We start from the raw sequence: 21,978 nt of genomic DNA, 5'->3' as shown, positions 1-21,978 counted from the left end.
GGATATGGGGCATTAGATATGGGACATTGGTCATTTGTTAGTGAACGAATGACCAATCACAAATGACAATTGACTGTTACTTGTTTTGTTGCCAAGCCAAAACTTTGTCTGTTTCTGCCAAGGCTGGACTGATGCCAAACCAGCGCCCCACAGGATCGCGATATTCAAATAGATACATACTTCTTAGTAAGCTCTGATAGTCAGACTCACCTTTAACTCTCTGCTGCTGTACTACTTCAAACAGTAATTCCCACTGGGATTCATCAATAGCTAGTAACAGATCGTCGCGATAATCCTTAATCACTGCTTCCAGGCAATCCCCAGAAAAAGGCGGATCTTGTCGTTGCAGGCAGCTATAAAGTAAACCTAATAAGTTACGAATGTGACCACCACTAACGCGACATAGACGATCCAAGGTTTGGGAGCGGTCGAATAATTCTGTAATTAATAACAGTCTGCTATCTAAAGGAACTTCTGGAAAAGCTCTAGCTAGAACTAACTGGCGCACTAGTGACATTCCTGGTTCGTAGTCACTGCCATCTCTTTGCCGCACCAATACCATCGGTAGTACTTTTGGTGCAATCCCTCCCCCCAGACGATTTTTCAGTGTCTCATACTCATTGGAAAAAATTAACGTTAGGGGAATTGTGTAAACTAGGTGGCATTTAAGTCGGCGTAACTGTTCGCCTCGGTCAATGAAGAGATATTCTGGTTGCGATCGCCCGGATGCTAAGGGACGCATATCCACTCGATCCAAATTATCTACAATCACTACCAGTCCTTTTTGACCCCTTAGCTTTAGCTGTTCAACAGCCTTTTCTAAAATCTCTTCGTTAATCGCCTGCAAAATACTATTGGTACGTGGTTCCAGATATTGCCTCAATTGATTCCGCATCTGGGTGCTATCTTTGGTTTTGGCGGTAATTTTGGCAATACCCAAGGACAACTCTGCTTGTCCAGAAAGCTCTATGGGGCTTTGCAAAAAATCGCCTACTTCTTTAAACAAATTGGTAAAGTAACCAGGTTTGAGTTTGATGCTAATCCCTTCTAAACTGGCACTGACTTGACGGGCTACACTCAGCAAAATATCGCTGATATCAATATCTGCCATGTCTAAGTCTTGACTGGACTCAAAATAAACCACATGGAATCCTGCCAATTCTAGTTCTGTCTTGAGGCGCTGCAATTCCGTTGACTTACCGCAGCCGATATGACCCGTAAATAACTGACAAGTTGGCTCGTCAGGAGAAATACGAATGATAGTTCGTTGCAATTCTTCGACAATTTTGCAACCACGTACATCAGCAAAATCTATGTAATACTGCCGATCTAGTACGTTACTTATATTGAGCGTGTAGCTAGGGTTACATGCTTTATAAAAACGTGACAAATTTAATGTCGTTTTCATGTATGTAGAGGTTTATGTAGATGCAGCTTAGTTTGGATTTTTTATACAATAAATCCCTATCTAGGATGTAGACACTGGATTGATCCACAAGGTGGTAGTGTCTTGCAAAAGACAGCGCTTGTTGCCAGATTACTGTCAGTAGTATGGTAGAGATTTAATTGACCCTAATAGCGAATGGCATTAAGATAATGCAAACCCATTATCTACAAAGCTTTGGGGTGTGGGGTGTAGGGTGTGGGGTATAGTGACGTTCGCGCCAGCGTTGCGTAGCAAAGAAATTTGTTTATGTTCGCACTTATTTTTACTTTTCTTGATTTTTTCCGAACCTACCCTCTATACCCATACCTGGCAAGGATTTCATCTTTTATTGGTGCCGTTCGACCTGTCAGGTCTTAAGCATATCTGTCCTTTTTACACCTGCCATTGAGGTTTTGACAATCTCTCCCTTCTGTTCGACCTGCCACAAAATTATATTGCTGAGGAATTAAGTAAAAAAAGCTACAAATTTTCATGGTTCTCAGTTGGGATAGCTGATGGGTCTAACTGGTATGAATTATAGCAAGGTATACAGAGACATCGGAATACTTATTTATCATTTCACATTCTATTTGTCAAGAAAGCAAAATCCCACACATCTCAATTAATATTTTGTAATCTTTAAGGAAAAATCTTCAAAAATAACTTGTCAAAAAGACTACAGTCAGTTAAAAATGGACACCGGAAACTTTAATAGGACTAATTACTAGCGCCATAATCATTGTGTAGTTACTGTAAAGTGTTACTAAAAATAAAAAAAGTCTTGAGGAGAGCGGCTAAAAGATGCCAACAGTGTTTACTGAAATTAATAATGATACGAGCTTGTCAAGGAATTTAGATTGCAATCAAAAAGGGGTGTGAATGGCTGGCATAATATCAGTTTCCCGCACGCATCTAGCCCAGCGCCGTCAGAAATTGCGTCGGCAGCGGCAGATGAAAATTATTCAAGCTATTTGGCGAACCTTTGCCATTACTGGTTTGGCGGGTGGATTGTTGTGGGTGGCAGTTCAACCGATGTGGATGCTAAAGGTTCCCAAACAAATAGTGATGAAATCAGGTAATAAATTGCTGTCAGATCAAACAACTCAGTCATTGTTGGTGCTATCTTACCCTCAGTCTTTGTGGCGGATTGAACCGTCAGCGATCGCTAAATCTTTGAAGAAACAACCAACTATTGCCCAAGCGATCGTCAGACGCCGCCTATTTCCTCCTGGATTAATCATTGAAATCCAAGAACGAGTACCTGTAGCGGTAACTCAAACACGTGGCAACAAAAAAGTAACAATCGGCTTGCTAGATGCAAGTGGGGCCTGGATGCCTTTAGAAAAATATACATCACTGAATCCTACTAGAAAATTACCCAATCTCAGAGTAATTGGCTTGCCAAATCAATACTGCCTTTACTGGACTCAACTCCATGAAGCTGTAAGCCAAAGTCCCGTGAAAGTGATGGAAATTGATTGCCAAAATCCAACAAATTTAATTTTGAAAACAGAATTAGGAAATGTGCATCTTGGTGTTCCAGGCCCCCAATTGTCTGAACAAATTAAGGTACTCGCCCAAATGCGTCATTTAGCAACAAAATTTAATTCTGGTCAAATAGAGTATATCGATCTGAAAAATCCTGAACTTCCATTAGTACAAATGAACCAAAAAGACCAAAAATTAACTCCCAAAATTCCTAAAAACATTTAGCGTGTTTATTATTTTGATAGTTCCTAGTAAATTAAGAAGCTTTATGCTGATAAATATATTTATTATTTTCAGTTTTCCAGCAAATCGCCCGAAAATCGGCATTAACTTTTAATTAAAATGAGAAAATCAATCATAAAATCTCTATTGCGAGTAACAGACCTTCAATTGTTACCCTAACATCTAATAGTAGGGTGCAAGATGCCAGACAGTCTAATGATGGTCTATAGCGTACAAAACGCCTTCTGACCATACATTTCTTACTAAACCCAGTGCAAAAAGAGAACATTGCTTAAGCTTTTCATTCAGATTCAGACTCGTGAGCAGAGGTCCCCGATCAGAACGGTTTATGCCGCCATCCAAGTGCAGAGGCAAAAAAGCTCTGGCTTTGGTCTGTTGAGGACACTTCCAAAGACAGTTTACCGAAGTTTCAATCTGTAACGAAAAATGCCAGCCAAAGTTGCGTAAGCATTGCTTCTGGGCAATAAGTTTGGACTGTTCTGTGCTGTAATTCCTATTAGGTGACGAAATCTCTTAGGAAATCTTGATTTGTTGGCCGCACTAGTGAGGGTTCTTGTAGGATAGACTATTGCTCCAACAAAGTGTCCATTGAGACCACCCAAACAACAAATTAATCAGGTATAGTCTGACAAGTAAATTCTTGCTTAGTTTAACTTAAGCATAAGTAAGTAGAAGGTAAATTTTGTATCTAAAGCTGCAATTATGCCCAATGGTAAAACTTATTAACAATATTATTATTGAGGCAGAGAAGATACGCTGTAGTGTGTCTTTACAAGTTATACCCGCTGCTGAGAATAATGAAGAGATTAATGTCTGGTTGAAGTTATACAGGTCAGTTTTAGATAAATATAGGTATACTTCTCTAGAATTGGCTGTGCGATCGGCTGTGTCAAAAGCTTATCCCATAGCAAATTTTCGCACTGCCAATTCTGTTAGGCTTGGCAGTAGTGAAAACAATAAAGAACAACGCCATATTATTGTGGCATTGTCAAACTAAAGTTGACTCTTAGGTGAATAACACCTGAAAAAGTCGTTTATCTACCCTTTCACAAATCCAATGACACTTGATAATAACCAAGGACTTAACTATAAAAATTCCCAATCTACGGGACAGCCGGGGTTCTCTCTGGCAGTTAACTCGACTAATCCCTTCAATAATTCTGGGCTGAACTTCGGGCAAAATCACGATAATAAAAAAATTTCTCCGGAAAATAGCCGAATTGGTGAAATTGTTCCTGGCCGGGTCGCCAACATCAAAGTGATTGGTGTCGGTGGTGGTGGCGGCAATGCTGTTAACCGCATGATCGAGTCTGATGTCTCTGGGGTAGAGTTTTGGTCAATTAACACTGATGCCCAAGCTCTTACCTTAGCTGGCGCTCCAAGTCGATTGCAAATTGGGCAGAAGCTAACGAGGGGTTTAGGAGCTGGTGGTAATCCTGCCATCGGTCAAAAGGCAGCTGAGGAATCACGGGACGAAATTGCTACGGCTTTAGAGGGTGCAGATTTAGTATTTATCACTGCTGGTATGGGGGGTGGTACTGGGACGGGTGCAGCACCAATCGTGGCAGAAGTGGCCAAAGAAATGGGTGCTCTCACTGTTGGTGTAGTCACACGTCCATTTGTTTTTGAGGGACGCCGCCGCACCAGTCAAGCAGAACAAGGTATTGAAGGACTAAAAAGTAGAGTAGATACACTGATCATTATTCCCAACAACAAACTGCTGGAAGTGATCCCCGAACAAACGCCTGTGCAAGAAGCTTTTCGTTATGCAGATGATGTACTGCGGCAAGGGGTGCAAGGTATTTCTGATATCATCACGATCCCCGGTTTGGTAAACGTTGACTTTGCTGATGTCCGAGCAGTTATGGCAGATGCGGGATCGGCATTGATGGGAATAGGCGTTAGTTCTGGAAAATCTAGAGCCAGAGAAGCTGCGATCGCAGCTATTTCTTCACCATTACTAGAGTGTTCTATTGAAGGCGCTAGAGGGGTAGTCTTTAATATTACAGGTGGTACTGACCTGACTTTGCATGAAGTTAATGCAGCGGCAGAAGCAATCTATGAGGTAGTCGATCCCAACGCCAATATTATTTTTGGGGCTGTAATTGATGACAGGCTCCAAGGTGAGGTAAGAATTACTGTAATTGCCACTGGATTTACAGGTGAAGTGCAAGCTGCGGTACAACAAAGCGTGGCTAACGTTCGAGTAGCACCTAATACCTCGAAGCGTCCAACAACACAGCAACCGACAGTTAATCCCCCAACCTCAACTCCAAGTTCAACTCCAACCCCAACTCCAATTCCAGAACCAAAGGAAAAACCTGGATTAGATATCCCTGATTTTCTGAGAAACCGACGTACACCAAGGAATTAAAAGATTTGGGATTTTAGATTAACTTAGCAGTGTTAGGTCAGGCTAAACGCTGTATAAAATCTGCTACTTCCACCAGGGTTTTACCAAGGGCAGGGATAAGCAATCTTTTGCTGTACCCAATTTTGCCAATTGGTAAAAAAGCTTGTCAACGCTACTTTATAGAATGAATTTGGGCAGGAGTCTATTAGCTTGCATGTCCAACTATGCTTTCAGAACAAAACAATAAGAATACCTGCCCAACTATGGATGCATCACCGATAGCGCAGTGTTAGCGAGTTTTCTCTCAAAGAGAGACGCCAAGGGCCAGGGCGTTAGTGAGTCATTGAGTGTCACAGCCAATCAGAGACATGAATGCATCTACCCCTCGCGATCTACTAAAACTCATATTCCATATAAGTAAATATATTTACTTAAAAAAGTAGCGTAAGAAACCAGCCCACGCAAGTGTCCGAAAGAAGTCTGTTTGCTGAGGAATAGAGCATCAAACAAAAAAATGTAAATTATTTTTTGATTTTTAGTGTCTGTTCAATCCATTGAATAACCTGATATCCAAGGTGAGTATCATCTAGGCGGTCAATCTCACGAATTCCGGTAGGACTAGTGACGTTAACTTCAGTTAGGTAGCCACCGATAACGTCAATACCCACAAAAATTAAGCCATCTTGGCGTAAGCGTTCGGCTACTTGGGTACAGATTTCATATTCTCTTGGGGTAATTTCGGTTTGAGCGACTGTACCACCAGTTGCCATATTATTGCGAAAATCAGTTCCGCTAGAGAGGCGATTGAGCGCACCAATTGGTTCGCCATTGAGCAGAATAATTCGCTTATCTCCTTCTTTTGCCTGTGGTAAATAGGTTTGTACCATTACTGGCACTTTACCTTGGAGGGTACTGAGTTCAACAATAGAGTTAAAATTGCGATCGCCTGATTGCAAAAATAAAATTCCTTCGCCAGCTTTGTTACCCAGCGGTTTAAGAACCCCTGCTCCCTTTGCTTCCACAAATTGCCGGATAAACTGCTTATCAGCACTGACAATCGTTTCTGGAATCGCTTCGGTAAACTGAAGGGCGTACATTTTTTCATTTGCCCCTCGGATGCCACTGGGACTGTTAATTACCAAAGTTTTATTTTGGTCAATGTAATCCAGAATATAGGTGGCATAGAGGTAGGAATCATTGACAGGTGGATCTGTCCGCATAAATACGGCGTCCATTGTCTCTAAAGCAGTTAAGGAGGAATCGCTCAACTTATACCAAAGATTCGCCGCTACCCAGCGTCCCTCTAGCAACTGTACTGGTACAAGTTCGACTCGCTGTAGGACAGCCCAAGCTTTGCCCTCCACCACACTCAGCAGATTTGCCTGAGTTATCCAGACTTCGTGTCCCAGGATTTGCGCTGCCTCAATTAGGGCAACACTGGTGTCATGACACGGGTCAAGTAGATGGATGGAATCAATGATAAAAGCCAGTTTCACCCTTTATACCTCAATCACCAAGAAATTAAATGGTTATTCAATTATTATCTCTTGATGCTCTCACCAATTGATGTATATGTGTACTACTGAGTAGAACCTGGAGGGTAAAGTCTTGTGGACAGATTGGTTTTGTGAGGAAGCCCGTAGATAAGGCAGCGTGCTGTTTTTCTAGAGTTGTAGCGACTGCCGCGTAATTTGCAGCGGCTTGTCGCTAGGGCAATATCTTCTGAATCTATACGCTATTGCTAGAAGTTAGTAGCTCATCCAGCTTGCCTTGACTATCTAAAGCGTGGATATCATCACAACCACCAATATGATCGTCATTGATGAAAATTTGTGGTACAGAGCGCCTTCCATTTGCTCTTTGAGCCATTTTATTTCTGGCTGCTTCATCTCCATCAATACTGTATTCGATAAATTCAACACCCTTGTTTTTCAGTAAACTTTTGGCACGAATGCAAAACGGGCAAGTCCTCCAAGTGTAAATTTCTACTTTTGCAGCCATGATGTCCTCAACTTGATTTAATACTTTTTAATTTTAGAGCTTTGCCACTGACTGTGGCTGCTTTATCCCTTCATGACCTAATCTACAGAAGGCGTTGATGTAAGTAGGCAAATATAAATAAAAGTAGTGTTAAGTAATGTAAACAATATATTAGCTTGTAATGTACCCCTTTGGAGAAGCAAGCTACGCGTAGCGTCTCTACAAACCTTTAATTATTTACGTAGCTTTATTTAGACTCCAAAGTTAAGCTAGCTAAATATGTAGATTATTTTTATTTTACATTCGACCTAACAAACTATTAATATTTCAGTTGAAATGCTAGCAATAGCAGTAATTATATTGAGATTATTTCTATCGCTTAAATTTTTTCGCTACTAAGCGTTAGTTAAAAAGCAAGAATTATTTGTGTGAGTTCTAGTTTAGCGTTTCTTACCTCTAACAAAAATGGGTTTAGAAGTGCTTATGCTGTTCTAAACCCATATTTAAGCTCCCTCCTACTAAAACTCAGCAGTGTGGTTTAATTTTGGGAAATATTTTTTTTGTTTTTCTTCTGGAGCCTGAAAACACCCAAGGCAAATAATCCTAATGCTGCGGTTGTACTGGGTTCAGGTACTTTTCTCGGTTGAGGTGCAGGTGCAGGAGGTTGATAGTAAGGCGGTACTGACGGTGCAGGTGCTGGTGCAGGTGCTGGTGCAGGTGCTGGTGCTGGTGCTGGTGCTGGTGCTGGCGCTGGAGCAGGTGCTGGAGCTGGCGCTGGAGCAGGTGCTGGAGCAGGTGCTGGAGCAGGCGCTGGAGCAGGCGCTGGAGCAGGTGCTGGCGCTGGAGCAGGTGCTGGAGCAGGTGCTGGAGCTGGCGCTGGAGCAGGTGCTGGCGCTGGTGCTGGAGCGGGAGCTGGAGCTGGCGCTGGAGCAGGTGCTGGTGCTGGAGCGGGAGCTGGCGCTGGAGCTGGCGCTGGAGCTGGCGTTGGAGCTGGCGCTGGTGCGGGAGCTGGAGCTGGTGCTGGTGCGGGCGCTGGTGTTGGTGATATGCCTGCAAGTTTGCTACTTCCCGAACGGCTAGAACCTGGAAGTCCTACACTCATTACACGCAAGCCAAAGTCTTGATTGAAGAACTGATCAAGATTTAAGGCTGCTGTACTGTGAGACAGGACAAAGGTTGCTGTTTGAAAGTCATCTTTCCCGCCCTTTAAACCTTGCTGACCAATTTCTACACCGTATTCAAATTTGTGGGTATTTCCATCACCGTTCAGATTAGCTTGACCGACACTTTGAAGCTGTCCGGCGGTGTTATATGCAGTCTCCGTTATGGGTACGCCCAAACCTGTGACTTTGAGGCCAGATAGAAGCGAGTTATCTTTAATGTTGAAAAAGACTCCGCGTATATCGCCGATATTTTTGTAGGTTGAGTCAGTCAAAAATTCCACTTTAAACTGAACCTTTCCAGCACCCGCTACTGTGTCATCTAAAGTGTATTTAACTTGCAGCGGATCGCCTGTAAAGTTAGTGGCAGTGAAACTCATAGAGGCGGCATTAGCAGGGTTGAACGAAGAGGTAGATACAGCTATACCCGCAGCCGCTATCAAAGAAGATCCTAGCCGAATAGAAAAGACTCTTGCCATGATTAATTTACTAAATAATAGTCGTTATATACAGAAATTTTTGTTAATTTCAACTTCAATTTTCTCCTTATATTTTTTAAGTGTCTGCTGTTTTTCACAGTTTTATTGATATCTTTATTAATGGGTTTATTTATATAAATAATTATTGAATAGATAGTATTAACACTTAGATGAGCAAGTTTGTTTATCACTAAAAATATTAAATTTGTTTTTTGCCATATACTGCATGTGCAACAAATACTATAAGAATAAATACCGTTTAATATTGGCTTTATAAATTGAAAAAATTTTGCACTGCAAACTAAGCCTCTTCAATGCCTATCGCATAAGAGCTTTTAAAGATTATGTGTGGACGAGACAATAAAAATGCTTTCCACAAAAAGTAGAACCAATTTAAGCAACCATAGATTTTACCAGAGGGTTGAGTCAGATGTATTTACCTAACTCAACCCTCTGGTAATTGCCGAAGGTATTGTCTAACTGCTTAAATTCGCTTATCGACGTATCCAGCCGTTGATTGTAAAACGGCTATCAGCAAAAGCTTTAGACGGACAAATCACAGGCTTCACTTCGTGCATATATCGGCTGATGAAAAATACAATACTATTGTTGCGCGGTTCAATAGTCTTAAAAGACTCTGCATTGACATAAAAGTTATTTTCAATTTTGCTGTCATAAATTAGTAATTCACCACCAGAAAACTGCTTTGGCTCTCGATTAAAGTAATAAACGTATGTAAGTTCTCTTGTAGCAGTTTCTGGGCTGCCATTGTCATTATGGATTTTGTAATAATTACCATGATTATGTGCTGTCAGTTGACTTTCTATTTGAGATACCGAAAATGATGGTAACCCTAATTTGCTAATTACATCAGGAATCATCTCCTGAATACGCTTGATAATCAGATCAGCAAATTCGGGAAACGAGTAGAGAACCATTGACTGGCGATAATCTTTATCTTGGGTAGAAGTATTAGTCGGCACAAAATCTGACTTTTTGTCTAACACATATTTAATTAATCGTTCATATTCTTTCTGAGATAAAAAGTTATCTATTTGTATATAATTAGAATTTAAAATATCAGTAGATGGAAGTTGTACATCTTCTACTTGCTGTATCCAAATAGGAGGTTCTGTTACTACACCCACAAGGCGATCGCTTGAAAAACACAAAGCAGAATGACCTTCATTTATGGGAAGTTGAAATAAAGTGTGAGAAGTAGACTCTTGTTTATAAGCACGACCCACAATTGTTGTTAGCAGACTATGTAGTACAGGTGCATCTGATTTTAAATAAACAGTATATTGATGTCCTCCAGTTAAAAGAAGCTGAACTTTGACATCTTTAGACTCTTCCAACTCCTGCGAAGGTGATTGCATAAACTTTGCCTGCTATGATGTTAATAGCTGGGACACTTATTAAAAGTCATACTGAAAGGCTAATATAGCGCTCCAATTCCAAATATATAAAATGCCCAGTAATCAATGGTTCTAGCACGTATTTTCTAATATTGTCATTCAGCAAATTCCACATAAACTGCATAAACTGCTAAAGCTTACTGAAGTAGTAATATTATTCATCTTCAAAAGTTAATGCCGTAGTCAAGACAACTACGGCATTAATAATGCTAATTCAAAAATTTATTTTCCGTATTTACTGGGAGTCAACGGCGTATTCAATCAGCTTGGCAAGGCGCTGACGTAAGGTTTCTAATCCCAAGCGCTGACTCGCAGAAATAAATACCGCCAGGGGAAATTCTTCCCTAGCTAGAGCTAGTGTCTCACTATTGGCTTGATCGATCTTGTTAAAAACAACTAGCGCCGGGCCAGGAGTTATTGGCATTTGTGCCAAAATTTCTCTGACTGAGCGAATATGACGTAACCAAGCAGGATGAGACAAATCCACTAAATGTAGTAGGGCATCGGCTTCTGTGACTTCCTCCAAAGTGGCGCGGAAGGCATCCATTAACGATGCAGGCAGTTCGTGTATAAACCCTACTGTATCTGTAATCAGAATTTCCTGATGTTCATTGGTTTCGCCATAAGGAATCGCCAGACGGCGCGTGGTGGGATCGAGAGTAGCAAATAACTGGTCGGCTGTATAAACTTCTGCATTAGTGAGAGCATTCAACAGGGTAGATTTACCAGCGTTGGTATATCCAACCAAAGCTACTGAGGGAACTTCTTGATGCTGTCGTCGCTGCCGTAGGCGCGAACGATGGGCTTGCAACTGAGTTACTTCTTTTTGCAGTCGGGAAATGCGCTGCCCAATGGCACGGCGTTCAGTTTCCAGTTTGGTTTCACCAGGGCCACGAGTCCCAATACCACCACCCAATCGGGACATGGTGCGACCTCTACCAGCCAGTCGCGGTTGCATGTATTCTAACTGTGCTAGTTCTACTTGCAACTTACCGGCACGGGATTGAGCGCGTTGGGCAAAGATATCCAAAATTACTTCGGTGCGGTCAACCACCCGGATGCCAATTTGCATTTCTAAGTTGCGGACTTGGGAGGGTGAGAGGTCGCGGTCGAAGACAACGAGGTTGACTCCTAGTGTTTGGGCAGTTAGGGCAATTTCTTGCACTTTACCTTCGCCAACTACAGTTTGGGGATGAACGCGCGATCGCTTTTGTTGTATTGTCTGTAATACATCTCCCCCAGCAGTATCAACTAAACGTGCCAATTCCACTAGAGTGTCCTGGAATTGTAGGGGAGTCATCTCACTAGTCATCAGCCCCACAATCAGCACGCGATCGTGGTCAGCATCTACTTCCTGGGCGATAAATTCGCGCTGGAATTCCGCTTCCAGATTTTCCACCAAATCTACTAAATCCTGGTCTGCCAGATCGTCTAAGTCCAGAGGTGGCGATATATTCCAACTTGGAGTTTGGATTTGGCTTTCCTCTACCTTGAGAGCCGCAGGACTAGTAATCAGGGTGCGAGACTCTTGGGGTGTCAGATGAGCTAGATAAGCTTCCTTGACATACCCAGTTGCACCGCCTCCCCGCCGTGTAAATCCAGTTCCGGTAATATTTAGGACAACTAGGGCATCTAAGCGTTGCAGTGCCATCGCCGTGAGCGCCGCTTCGTTGGGCGGTTCTGGCTTGAGATGGGTAGCAATACAACGAATACCACTGAGTCGTTCTGCACCGTAACGGGGCAATTCCATCGGTGGTATTTGCGTTTGGCGCGGTGTGCCTACCCCGACGCGAATCACTTGTCCGCGACGGTTGATGTAAGCGCACACAGGCTGATTGACTTCTGTGCTAATTGCTGCCAGACGCTGGGAAAACTCAGGCGTGGTGATGCGATCGCCTGGTATGCGCTGGTGATACAGCCGCTGTAGTTGCTTCAGCTGGCTGGACTTCAGACCTTGGAGATTTCCAAAAATAGTTTCTATAGGCGTTTTTGACCAGTTAAATGGCCCCCCGAATCCTTATATGTCTATTTTACAACAGGGTTTAGGCTCCTATCTCTCTCCTTTGAGGGATGCATTGTGAATTTGTTCGCGGGGATATTGATTTGAGGTTATTTTATTTTAGTAATCTCTGTCTGCACCTCGGTATAGGAAAATCTCTATTTCCGTATTCTTACAAAAGAGAAACTGGGGTCAGAGTCTTGCGCCAGCGTTTCACCGCTGTTTGTAATTCTCCCGACAACCAACTATCAAATTGCGGATAAACTGGCAAACGAGGCATCAATTCCCACCCCGCAGGCTGTAAAATTTCTCTTAATGCTTGTTCCTGAACATGAGGATAATCGGGATTCACTTCATCTTTTGGCCCTATTCCACCTAAATCTCGCGCTCCAGCTTCAATACAAGCGAGTAACCATAGGTCATCTTTAACTAAATTCGGCGGAATTTGAATAGTAATATCTGGTGGTAAAATCTGACGTGCTTTAGCAATTACTTCTGGTAACTGATGAAGGTCAAAAGGTGGTGCATCAAAGGTTTGCTGATATCCTGGACTATGAGGTTGCAGGATAACTTCTTGAATATGGTGATAACGCTGATGTAGTTGAGATATAGCTGTTAATGTTTCCCACCAATCATCTACAGTTTCCCCAATTCCCAACAGTAATCCAGTTGTAAAGGGAATCTGCAACTCTCCCGCCCATTGCAATTGTTGTAAACGGATTTCTGGTAATTTACTCGGTGCGTGCCGATGTACACTCTTTAACAATGTTGGCGTTAACTGTTCCAACATCAGCCCCATCGAAACATTCACACGCTTGAGCTTTTGCATTTCTTCAAAACTCAGTGGCCCTACATTTGTGTGAGGTAAAAACCCCATTGAAAGCGCTAATTCACACAAATCATAAATCCGCCCAAACCACGCCTGACGCTTTGGCGAATGGGGATGTACTTCACCGCTAAGTATGAGAATTTCACAGACTTTTTTGTTTTGAAGTGGTTTTAAAATACTGTCTGCATCTGAAATACTCATCCAGGGACTTTTACCCGGTTCGCTGCGAAAGTTACAGTAGCTACACCGATTAAAGCACTCGTAAGTGGGAACGATTGTATAAGCAGGGCTATAAGTTACAACACGAGAATGATTAATTAACATAAATAAGCAGAATAAATTTGCTCTTAGTAAGCAGCAACAGACTTATTTTAAGGGCTGGAGACCCTGACTACAAACCTTTAATTATTCACGCTCACTAACTTATTAGATAAACAAGAACTATTTTGCTTTGTAAATTTCTGGTAACTGCCACCAAGGAACATGGGGATACTCGTGGTGTTCTTCGTGGTAGCCGAAATGATAGCACGTGATAAATGACCACCAAATTGGACGGCTAATAGTTTGGGCACAATGAGGCTGAATATAGCCTTCGCTTGGTTCACTATGTGGAAGGAAAGTACCAAAATAAAATAATTGGAATGAACTTAAAAGCGAAGGAAGCACCCAAAAGGTTATTAGATTAGCATGGGGTATATGAAAGATGTGATTAGCAAATTGATAGATAAGAGTCAGAGCAATAATTTGCCCCCAACTCCAGTAACCCTTCATAAAATGGAAATACCAAGCAAAGAAGTTTTTGTGTTTACCATTATGGAAATCTGGGTCTATTTGACTTGCTGGATTGTGGTGATGCACCCAATGTTTTTGCAATAATTTTTGATAGGGTAAAAGACCATAAAGGGATAGGGTCAATGTTCCAATAAAATGATTAATCTTGGGGTTCTGGGGAAATACTACCCCATGCATAGCATCATGAGATGTAATAAATAATCCGGTATATAAAAATGTTTGCCCTAATATAATAGGCAATAACATCCAAAATTTTACTTTGGAGATGTCAAGGGAAAGTAATAAACTCAGGCTAATCACCCATAGGCTCACAATGACAATAGCAATGAAAAGCCCGTTAAACTGAGATTTACTTCTCACTACTGGAGTCAGTTTTGTTTGATGACTGGGTGGTTTTTCTAACTGGATCACGCTTTTACTCCGCCTAGCATTCAGATGAAAATTCCAAAAATATAGTTATGACTAAAACTACTAACCGATAAAATCTGTTAGTGGTCAATGTTTTACACTGGACAATGCCAATACTCAGAATTATGTATAAATATTAAGATACTTTAACTAGTATTACACAAGCAACTGCTATTCTACAAACTGTTTTCGGTTGGAAGGTTGGGTGATACAAGTAAAGGCACTGAAAAAGTTTGTATCTACTATAACCAGTGTCTTATCTTCGATACTTTGGATATAATCTCAGCCTGTAACAAAGATGGTCAATAATTAGCGGGGAGTTTAGGAAATGAGATGAAGTACGTCCCGCACTACGCTATAACCATTGAGATCCCAAAGTAAGTAAGCTAGAAAACCGATCATAGCCAAGCGACCGTTCCAAAGTTCAGACTGAGGAGTTAGCCCAAGATCGCCAGCATTGCGGTCTTTGCCATTGTATGCAGTCTCAGTTTTATCACTAGGATAAAGTGCCATTGTTAAGTTCTCTTAAGAAGCTAATTACTTAGTTCATATTACTTAACTTACTTAGTGGGCGCTATCTGTCTCTAGTTTCAAAGTAGAAGCAACTCTAAAGAATGAGATTTTAAGCAGGTTTAAGAAATATTTATCTAACCAAAGTTCAATAATAAATCTTATTAGCTAATAGAGCAGAGGTATTTTTACCAAACAACTGCTAATGAAAACTTGTAATAACTAAAAAACTATTTTGGATATGATAAAAAATCTAACGAAAGTTAGAAGGTTTCTAGGGTGCTATTACCCAAACTATATATAAATAAGTTTGAAAAACTTCAAGTATGATTCCTACGGTACTGATTACAGGTGCTTCTGAAGGCATTGGCAAAGCAACGGCTCTTTTATTGGCACGATGAACTCGTGCTTGCAGCTCGTCATGCTGACAGCTTGAGAATGTGCTGAAAAATCCGGTGGTGGAGAAGCCTGTTGATATGACAAATGCTATCTGGAATGCGGTCAAGAATAAGAAATCAGAAGTGATGATTGGTTCGGCGAATTTATCGCAAGCTTTGTATGGCTTGTTTGCTAGTTTGATAAAGTGGGTTTCGCGGCAAGGGTTGAAGAATCAGGATAATTAATCTTTGCTGCCAGAACATTCTGCTATTGTGACTCACATTCTTGTTTAGTCACATAGTGGCGATAGCGAAACATTGCTTCTAGTTGCACTTGCACTAACCAACCGCTGACAAATTCAACTGTTCCTCCACCAGGCATAGAGAAGGAAATAGCGTCAGTTAATCTGGTTTTGCCATTTTCCGTTTCAAATTCATGTCGATGTACCCAAGATTCAAAAGGCCCAGATATCTGTTCGTCGGTAAACAGGCGATATTTTTCACATTCAGTATGACGCGCTAACCAAGTTAAGGGTAATGGGCCGAGAAATAAGCGGAATTCGGTGATAGCACCCACGTTTAGCCCTCCCTCACGACGAACGACTTGGACTGGCTGCCAAGGTGGATTCAACAGTTGCAAAATATCTGGCCTTTCGTGAAATTTCCAAACTACTTCTGGTAACGCATTTATTACTGAGGAATGTTTAAAGTGCAGCATGGAAAGAAAAACCTAAAATTCAACTTTCGGATTCGGTATCAATCTCGATATCTAGGGTATCTTCATCAACCCGCACATACAAAATATTTGGGTTACAACAAACTTGACAATCTTCAACGTAAGATTGCTGTCCTCCAGCACTAAAATCAATAAAAGTTAAGTTCGGTTCGCCGCAATAGGCGCAGTAATACTCACCTGTGTTTTGCATCAAGTTTTCAGCTATGAATTCAATGGTATTGGGCATTGGGCATGGGGCATGGGACATTGGGCATTGAATATCGAATATTAATTTTTAATTTCCAGTCCCTAGTTGCTAGCCCCCAGTACTGGCTGTAATTCTTTTGGAGATGGATTGATATAACTCTGAGCATCAGCCAAATGCTTTAGTAGTGTAGACTGTGGCAGAGGCCCTTGCAAGTGACTCCAGGGTAATACTTGTTCTGTTGACCATTCGGCGTGGACGTAGAAATCTAAGTCTGGGATTTGTCCTTTGAGTTGTTTGAAAGCACGTTTGTAGCTACCCAAGGAGTCGCCAAAGTCACGAGTAAGTTGGAGGAGTTGGGAGAGTCTGCGATCGCCTCTCGATAACAAAGCTTGTATAATCGACCAATTATAGCTTTCTGGGCGAAACTCTATTCCCTGTGGTTTTAGCTGTTTTTGCAAAAACTGCAACCGCTTTTCGGCTTGACGATTTACCCCAAACCATTGAAACGGTGTGTGTGCTTTGGGTACAAAGGTGCTGCATCCGTATGTTAAGCGCAATCCTGGTGCAGCTTTTTTGATATTACGCATCATCGCCACGGTTTGCTCTAAATCTTCTGCTTCTTCACCAGGAATTCCTGCCATTCCGTAGAGTTTCAAGCTTTTTAATCCGCCAGCTTTGGCATTTATGGCTGCTTGAATAATTTCATCGTTATGCAGCTTTTTGTTGACAATTTGCCGGATTTTCTCAGAACCACTTTCTACTGCAATGGTAAGCGATCGCGTGTCTCGTTTTGTCAAAGTTTCTGCTAACTGGACTGTAACAGTATTGGTTCGCACTGAGGCAATACTGAGACGGACATCATCGTACTTTGGTTGACTAATATAATCTAGCAACGCCTCAAATTCTGGATGTTGAGTAACAGAAGCCCCTAATAATCCTAGCCGATTTGTGACTTCTAAACCTTTTGCGATCGCTGGAATTAATGAATCTTCCAGACTGGCTGTTCTAAAAGGTAGTGTGAGATAACTCGCCAAACAAAAGCGGCACATTTCTGGACAACTTCTCACCACTTCTACCATGTAAATATTTTCCCATGCCGCTTTTTCAGTGACTATAGTCGATGCCGATAGAGTATTTCCTCGGTAAGTTTGCTTTTGCACCACTGCGGGAATTTCGCTATAAATTGGTTTAATAGACTTTACTTCACCGTCTCTTGCGTGATATTCCACCTCATACAAACTGGGGACATAAATTCCTGGAACTTGTGCAAGTTTTTTTAGTTGAGTTTGTCTTGAAGCATTTCTTACTTCTTTGTACGCCTCAATGAAATTTCCTAGTAGGGTTTCGCCATCCCCCAGTAAAATTACATCAAAAAAATCTGCAAAAGGTTCGGGGTTAGCAGTGAGAACGGGACCACCACCAAAAATTATCGGATGTGAAGCATCGCGATAAGTTGCCAGAATCGGAATTTCTAGAGATTCCAGCAAATTTAAAATATTCACATAATCCAGTTCCCAGGAAATCGAAAATCCCACAATTTCCGGTGTTCTGGGGAGTTGTTCGTGAGTATCTGTAAACAGGCGACTCACCTGCACATCATCACGCATTGCCAAAGTTGCCCACACTACTTGATAGCCAAGGCTAGTGATACCTACGCTGTACTCGTTGGGAAAGGCGAAGATTATGGGGATAGCGTTGGTGTCTGGAGTAGTGGGTGTAAAGAGAAGGCGTTCAGAGTCAAATACAGATGATGTCACAGGTGTTTGTTAGAGACAAGTTTATCTATATTTAATTTTAAGCCATAGAATAATTAAGTTAAAAATCAATGTTATGGCGTTAGCAAGAATAATTGGCAAGGATTGTAAATAAATTCCATAGATTAGCCACAAAAAAACACCACTTATGAATGTAATCAGCGTAACAAAAGAAACATCTTTAGCTGATTTGGTTTGCCATGTTTTAAACATCTGCGGCAAAAAAGAGATTGTGGTTATTGTGGCGGCAGCTAATCCTAAAATTGTTATAAAATCCATGCGACGCAACCATATCAATTCACTTTTAGTGTAATGCTAAAGTAACATTTACATTACATTAAATGTTACTTTAACATTACACTTTTCTGATGTAATTTTATTTTGTGATTCAAATTTGATTATTTGGATTTTTGACATAAGACTTTGCCCAAGCATACCGCTGTGGATCTTTATTTAGTAGGTAATTTATCACTTGGCGACGCTTGCTTTCATCCTTAGCATTTTTCACTACTCGCTTGATTTCAGAATCCAGATCTCTAGGATTAGCCCCACGTTTGATTGCTTCTTGAAACCAATACTCACCATCTGAATATTGATGTCGTTCAAAACAAATGGCTCCCATCAAAGTGTAAGGGTGATGGATTTTTGGTTGATATTCAATAGCTTGACGGGCGCAATTTTCTGCTTCATCTAATTTTCCAATATCTCGAAAAGCTCCACCTCTGCTAGTTAGCAAAGCTGACTTTAGTTTATTTTCTTTAATTTTGTCTAATTCCAAATTATTTGTCAGTTGCAATGCCTGTTCTGGTTCATCTGCTTTGCGCCAATGGCTGCTTGCATTTGCCAAGTTCCATTTGTTCTCAGTACGGTGAAACTCCTGCTCATAAAAATTTGCTTCAATTGTGTGGTAAGCAATCAAAATATTACCAGAGAATAATTTATTCCCTTGATATTTAGGCTCTTTTTGCCACCTATAATAACTATATGTTGCTTGATACACTTCAATTTTAGTCTCTTGAAGCCAAGCAACATCTGTTGCTTCAAGTCGCTCTTTTAACTCAAGCTTTTGCAAAATTGTGTATAAAAGACTGGTGTGTAATTTATCTTGATAGCCTAAAACATCATATTTTAATTTCAAAACTGCAAAGTGCTTTTGTTTAGCAAAGATAATGATATCTTCATGTCTATTATTTTTCAACCACTCAATTTCTGACTCATTAAGTAGTTCTCCTGAATCTATCTTAGATTTTAGGAGAGAGGCGTATTTTTCATTTGCAATTTCTATAATCTCAGTCAGCTTGCGTTTATTGAGAAAGTTAATATCCTGTTCACCTAACTGATTCGACAACTCAAGTCTTTTAAGAATTTTATACAGGTGACTCTTGGGCGATGAATCCTGATATTCAGTTGCTTTATACTTAACTCTTAAGGCAGCAAATTCTCGTGTTTGTTGCAATTCTTGAGCAATGGCAATTGTTTCGTTAAATTCTTGCTGTTCCAACCAGTTAATCTCGGAATCACTCAAATTCTTTTTGGCATCAATATTTTGCAGTATAGGATATAGTGGACTCGATAATGATAAATATAGGTGTTTATTTGCCTGATATTTATCTCGTAATTGAGCAAATTGAGCTTCTTTTTTTAACTCCTGCTGCTTAAAAATTTCTGCTGTTTCAAATAGCTCTCGTTTTATCAGCCATTCTAATTCGGGAGCGCTTATTCTTTGTTTTATTTCCAACTTAGTGAGAATTTTATATAGTGGGCTATTAATTGATGAACCCTCGTATTTAGTAGCTTGGTACTTTGTTTTTAAAGCAGAAAAATGCTTCTCCAATTCCATCTTATAAGCAAGAGCAGCTGTACTACCAAGCCCATTATTTTTTAACCATTCAATCTCTGAATTCGTGAGTGAATTACATGAGTTAAGCTTCCAAAGAATTGGATACAGAATAATAGAAATATTTTTGAAAGCTCCCGAAAATTTAGGGACTTGATACTGAGATTTGAGATGGGAAAACTCATTTTCTAGTTTTCTAAGTTCTTCTAGCTTATATTGCTGCTGTTCGCAAATGATTTCAACAGTTTCAAAAAGTTTTTGCTCTCTTAACCAATTAAACTCTAATTCAGTTAGCTCAATTCCTAAATCAACTTTACGCAGTATAAGATAGAGAAGACTAGAGGGTGATGAATCGTTATATTTAGTTGCTTGATACTTGGACTTTAGGCTAGTAAAGTGTTTTAAGCGATTTTGATACTCTTTGTCCGTATTGATAGCAGCTGTCATGGCACGTAGTTAAATGTGTTATACGCTACTATAGCAATACAGATAAAAAAGGGCGAGTCAGACACTCACCCTCGAAGCATAAATATTTTCTGAAAGTCCAATTACAATCCCTACAACACCTTACACTGTCCATGATTCCGTAACAAATGGTCACACAATACTAGCGCCACCATCGCCTCAACCATTGGAACTGCACGCGGTAACACACAAGGATCGTGTCGTCCTTTTGCGGCTAATAGCGTTTCTTCACCTTCACGAGTTACTGTCTTTTGCTCTTTTCTAATTGTCGCCGTCGGCTTAAATGCAACTCGTAAAATGATATTTTCCCCGTTGGAAATTCCCCCCTGAATACCACCAGAACGGTTAGTTACAGTGCGAATTTCACCATTTTCATCAATATAATATTCGTCGTTATGCTCAATTCCCGTTAACAGCGTTCCGCCAAAACCGGAACCAATTTCAAAGCCTTTGCTAGCAGGGAGAGACATCACACCCTTAGCGATATCAGCCTCCAATTTATCAAATACTGGTTCGCCCAAACCTTTCGGCACGTTACGCGCTACACATTCTACGACACCGCCGATAGAATCTCCTTGTCTACCAACTTGCTCAATTAATTCAATCATGCGATCGCTACATTCAGCATCGGGACAGCGCACGATGTTGCTTTCCACTTGTTCTAAGGTAACGGTATTTGGATCGACTACACCTTCCAAATCCTTGATGCGCTTGACATAACCAATAACTTCAATATTGGCAACTTGACGGAGAATTTTTTTAGCGATCGCACCTGCTGCTACTCTGCCAATTGTCTCACGCGCTGACGATCTACCCCCGCCTTGCCAATTGCGAATGCCATATTTTGCATCATAAGTTGCATCCGCGTGAGAAGGGCGATACTTCTCGGCCATCTCGTCGTAGTCTTGGGAACGAGCATCTTTGTTCCGTACCAAAATTCCTATAGGCGTTCCTAGTGTTTTGCCTTCAAATACCCCTGATAAAATCTCGCAGGTATCGGCTTCTTTGCGAGGTGTCGTAATTTTACTTTGTCCTGGACGCCTTCTATCTAATTCCACTTGAATTTCTTCTGCCGAAATTTCTAGTTGTGGAGGACAACCATCAATCACAACCCCCACACCACCGCCGTGAGATTCACCAAAAGTAGTTATACGAAATAGATGACCAAAAGTGTTGCCCATGATCTTAAGGAAAAAGGATGAGGCTTATGTATTTTACCTAGAGTTTGTGCAAAAGTTAACTTTTATGCTTTAGCACTCGGAATGTTTGATGTATAACCTATACCTATACAAACGAGAAAGCGCCCTCCGTTACCAGAGGGCGCTTTCTCATTTAGCTAAACTTCAGAATTAACCGTTGATAGCAGGAGCGGTAAGAGCTACAGGAGCAGAATCACCAGCAGCCAAATCTAGAGGGAAGTTGTGAGCGTTACGCTCGTGCATTACTTCCATACCCAGGTTAGCGCGGTTGATTACATCCGCCCAAGTTGCAATCACACGACCTTCAGAGTCAATGATTGATTGGTTGAAGTTGAAAC

Annotated in this window: 20 protein-coding genes and 2 pseudogenes; 7 read left to right on the top strand and 15 right to left on the bottom strand. The window is 41.1% G+C overall.

Annotated elements, in window-relative coordinates:
* Nucleotides 1-76: 76 nt before the first annotated feature.
* A complete protein-coding gene (locus AC1F2U_RS31250; RefSeq protein WP_480264646.1) occupies nt 77-1,408 on the bottom strand; it encodes a P-loop NTPase fold protein in 1,332 nt (443 codons plus the stop codon).
* 897 nt (nt 1,409-2,305) lie between these two features.
* Between AC1F2U_RS31250 and AC1F2U_RS31245 the strand changes: the two genes are divergently transcribed.
* The 3 genes from AC1F2U_RS31245 to ftsZ all read left to right on the top strand — a co-directional run bounded on the left by AC1F2U_RS31245 (nt 2,306) and on the right by ftsZ (nt 5,531).
* Nucleotides 2,306-3,139, top strand: coding sequence for a cell division protein FtsQ/DivIB (locus AC1F2U_RS31245; RefSeq protein ID WP_480264645.1), 834 nt, complete (start codon nt 2,306-2,308; stop codon nt 3,137-3,139).
* A 727-nt stretch (nt 3,140-3,866) separates the two neighbouring features.
* The gene (locus AC1F2U_RS31240) at nt 3,867-4,154 is read left to right on the top strand and encodes a hypothetical protein (protein WP_480264644.1); all 288 of its coding nucleotides are present in this window, start codon (nt 3,867-3,869) and stop codon (nt 4,152-4,154) included.
* A 60-nt stretch (nt 4,155-4,214) separates the two neighbouring features.
* Nucleotides 4,215-5,531, top strand: coding sequence for a cell division protein FtsZ (gene ftsZ, locus AC1F2U_RS31235; RefSeq protein WP_194043065.1), 1,317 nt, complete (start codon nt 4,215-4,217; stop codon nt 5,529-5,531).
* A gap of 500 nt (nt 5,532-6,031) precedes the next feature.
* Here ftsZ and gshB read toward each other — a convergent pair whose 3' ends face one another.
* Both gshB and grxC read right to left on the bottom strand, forming a co-directional pair.
* Complete coding sequence (gshB, locus tag AC1F2U_RS31230) at nt 6,032-7,006, bottom strand: glutathione synthase (RefSeq protein WP_480264643.1); 975 nt, start codon at nt 7,004-7,006, stop codon at nt 6,032-6,034.
* Between the two features lie 232 nt (nt 7,007-7,238).
* Nucleotides 7,239-7,511, bottom strand: a complete 273-nt coding sequence (gene grxC, locus AC1F2U_RS31225; RefSeq protein WP_480264642.1) for a glutaredoxin 3 — start codon at nt 7,509-7,511, stop codon at nt 7,239-7,241.
* A gap of 585 nt (nt 7,512-8,096) precedes the next feature.
* On the opposite strand from grxC, the gene AC1F2U_RS31220 reads away from it, so the two are divergent.
* Both AC1F2U_RS31220 and AC1F2U_RS31215 read left to right on the top strand, forming a co-directional pair.
* A complete protein-coding gene (locus AC1F2U_RS31220) occupies nt 8,097-8,570 on the top strand; it encodes a hypothetical protein (protein ID WP_480264641.1) in 474 nt (157 codons plus the stop codon).
* A gap of 395 nt (nt 8,571-8,965) precedes the next feature.
* On the top strand, nt 8,966-9,238 hold the full coding sequence (locus AC1F2U_RS31215) for a hypothetical protein (RefSeq protein ID WP_480264640.1): 273 nt from the start codon (nt 8,966-8,968) through the stop codon (nt 9,236-9,238).
* A 385-nt stretch (nt 9,239-9,623) separates the two neighbouring features.
* Here AC1F2U_RS31215 and AC1F2U_RS31210 read toward each other — a convergent pair whose 3' ends face one another.
* The 5 genes from AC1F2U_RS31210 to AC1F2U_RS31190 all read right to left on the bottom strand — a co-directional run bounded on the left by AC1F2U_RS31210 (nt 9,624) and on the right by AC1F2U_RS31190 (nt 15,088).
* Nucleotides 9,624-10,508 (bottom strand): 2OG-Fe(II) oxygenase, encoded by an 885-nt coding sequence (locus tag AC1F2U_RS31210; protein ID WP_480264639.1) that lies wholly within the window; start codon nt 10,506-10,508, stop codon nt 9,624-9,626.
* A gap of 274 nt (nt 10,509-10,782) precedes the next feature.
* Nucleotides 10,783-12,528: a GTPase HflX gene (hflX, locus tag AC1F2U_RS31205; RefSeq protein WP_480264659.1), complete on the bottom strand. Its 1,746-nt coding sequence runs from the start codon at nt 12,526-12,528 to the stop codon at nt 10,783-10,785.
* Between the two features lie 190 nt (nt 12,529-12,718).
* Nucleotides 12,719-13,699 carry a 7,8-didemethyl-8-hydroxy-5-deazariboflavin synthase subunit CofG gene (cofG, locus tag AC1F2U_RS31200; RefSeq protein WP_480264638.1) on the bottom strand — a complete coding sequence of 327 codons (981 nt, stop codon included), beginning with the start codon at nt 13,697-13,699 and terminating at the stop codon, nt 12,719-12,721.
* Between the two features lie 117 nt (nt 13,700-13,816).
* The gene (gene crtW, locus AC1F2U_RS31195; protein WP_480264637.1) at nt 13,817-14,578 is read right to left on the bottom strand and encodes a beta-carotene ketolase CrtW; all 762 of its coding nucleotides are present in this window, start codon (nt 14,576-14,578) and stop codon (nt 13,817-13,819) included.
* Nucleotides 14,579-14,896: 318 nt separating this feature from the next.
* Entirely contained in the window at nt 14,897-15,088 is a 192-nt protein-coding gene (locus AC1F2U_RS31190) for a chlorophyll a/b-binding protein (RefSeq protein ID WP_292853273.1), read from the bottom strand.
* A gap of 425 nt (nt 15,089-15,513) precedes the next feature.
* Here AC1F2U_RS31190 and AC1F2U_RS31185 point away from each other — a divergent pair.
* Nucleotides 15,514-15,708, top strand: a pseudogene (locus AC1F2U_RS31185) (oxidoreductase); the annotation flags it as partial.
* A gap of 22 nt (nt 15,709-15,730) precedes the next feature.
* On the opposite strand, the gene AC1F2U_RS31180 reads toward AC1F2U_RS31185, so the two are convergent.
* The 4 genes from AC1F2U_RS31180 to AC1F2U_RS31165 form a co-directional block, all read right to left on the bottom strand.
* On the bottom strand, nt 15,731-16,180 hold the full coding sequence (locus AC1F2U_RS31180) for an SRPBCC family protein (protein WP_480264636.1): 450 nt from the start codon (nt 16,178-16,180) through the stop codon (nt 15,731-15,733).
* A gap of 19 nt (nt 16,181-16,199) precedes the next feature.
* Nucleotides 16,200-16,388, bottom strand: a complete 189-nt coding sequence (locus AC1F2U_RS31175) for a CPXCG motif-containing cysteine-rich protein (RefSeq protein ID WP_480264658.1) — start codon at nt 16,386-16,388, stop codon at nt 16,200-16,202.
* A 98-nt stretch (nt 16,389-16,486) separates the two neighbouring features.
* On the bottom strand, nt 16,487-18,142 hold the full coding sequence (locus AC1F2U_RS31170) for a B12-binding domain-containing radical SAM protein (RefSeq protein ID WP_480264635.1): 1,656 nt from the start codon (nt 18,140-18,142) through the stop codon (nt 16,487-16,489).
* A 21-nt stretch (nt 18,143-18,163) separates the two neighbouring features.
* Nucleotides 18,164-18,361: a SemiSWEET transporter gene (locus AC1F2U_RS31165; protein WP_335189225.1), complete on the bottom strand. Its 198-nt coding sequence runs from the start codon at nt 18,359-18,361 to the stop codon at nt 18,164-18,166.
* On the opposite strand from AC1F2U_RS31165, the gene AC1F2U_RS31160 reads away from it, so the two are divergent.
* A complete protein-coding gene (locus AC1F2U_RS31160) occupies nt 18,288-18,452 on the top strand; it encodes a hypothetical protein (RefSeq protein WP_480264660.1) in 165 nt (54 codons plus the stop codon). The two genes, AC1F2U_RS31165 and AC1F2U_RS31160, sit on opposite strands and share 74 nt — an antisense overlap.
* 75 nt (nt 18,453-18,527) lie before the next feature.
* On the opposite strand, the gene AC1F2U_RS31155 is transcribed toward AC1F2U_RS31160, so the two are convergent.
* The 3 genes and pseudogenes from AC1F2U_RS31155 to AC1F2U_RS31145 form a co-directional block, all read right to left on the bottom strand.
* The gene (locus AC1F2U_RS31155) at nt 18,528-20,423 is read right to left on the bottom strand and encodes a hypothetical protein (protein ID WP_480264634.1); all 1,896 of its coding nucleotides are present in this window, start codon (nt 20,421-20,423) and stop codon (nt 18,528-18,530) included.
* Nucleotides 20,424-20,533: 110 nt separating this feature from the next.
* Nucleotides 20,534-21,622, bottom strand: coding sequence for a chorismate synthase (aroC, locus tag AC1F2U_RS31150; protein ID WP_480264633.1), 1,089 nt, complete (start codon nt 21,620-21,622; stop codon nt 20,534-20,536).
* A 168-nt stretch (nt 21,623-21,790) separates the two neighbouring features.
* Nucleotides 21,791-21,978: pseudogene (locus AC1F2U_RS31145) on the bottom strand (photosystem II q(b) protein); the annotation flags it as partial.

Source organism: Nostoc sp. LEGE 12454 (assembly GCF_056620565.1).
The sequence above is the reverse complement of the archived record's forward strand: the minus strand, read 5'-3'. Positions and strand labels throughout refer to the sequence as shown.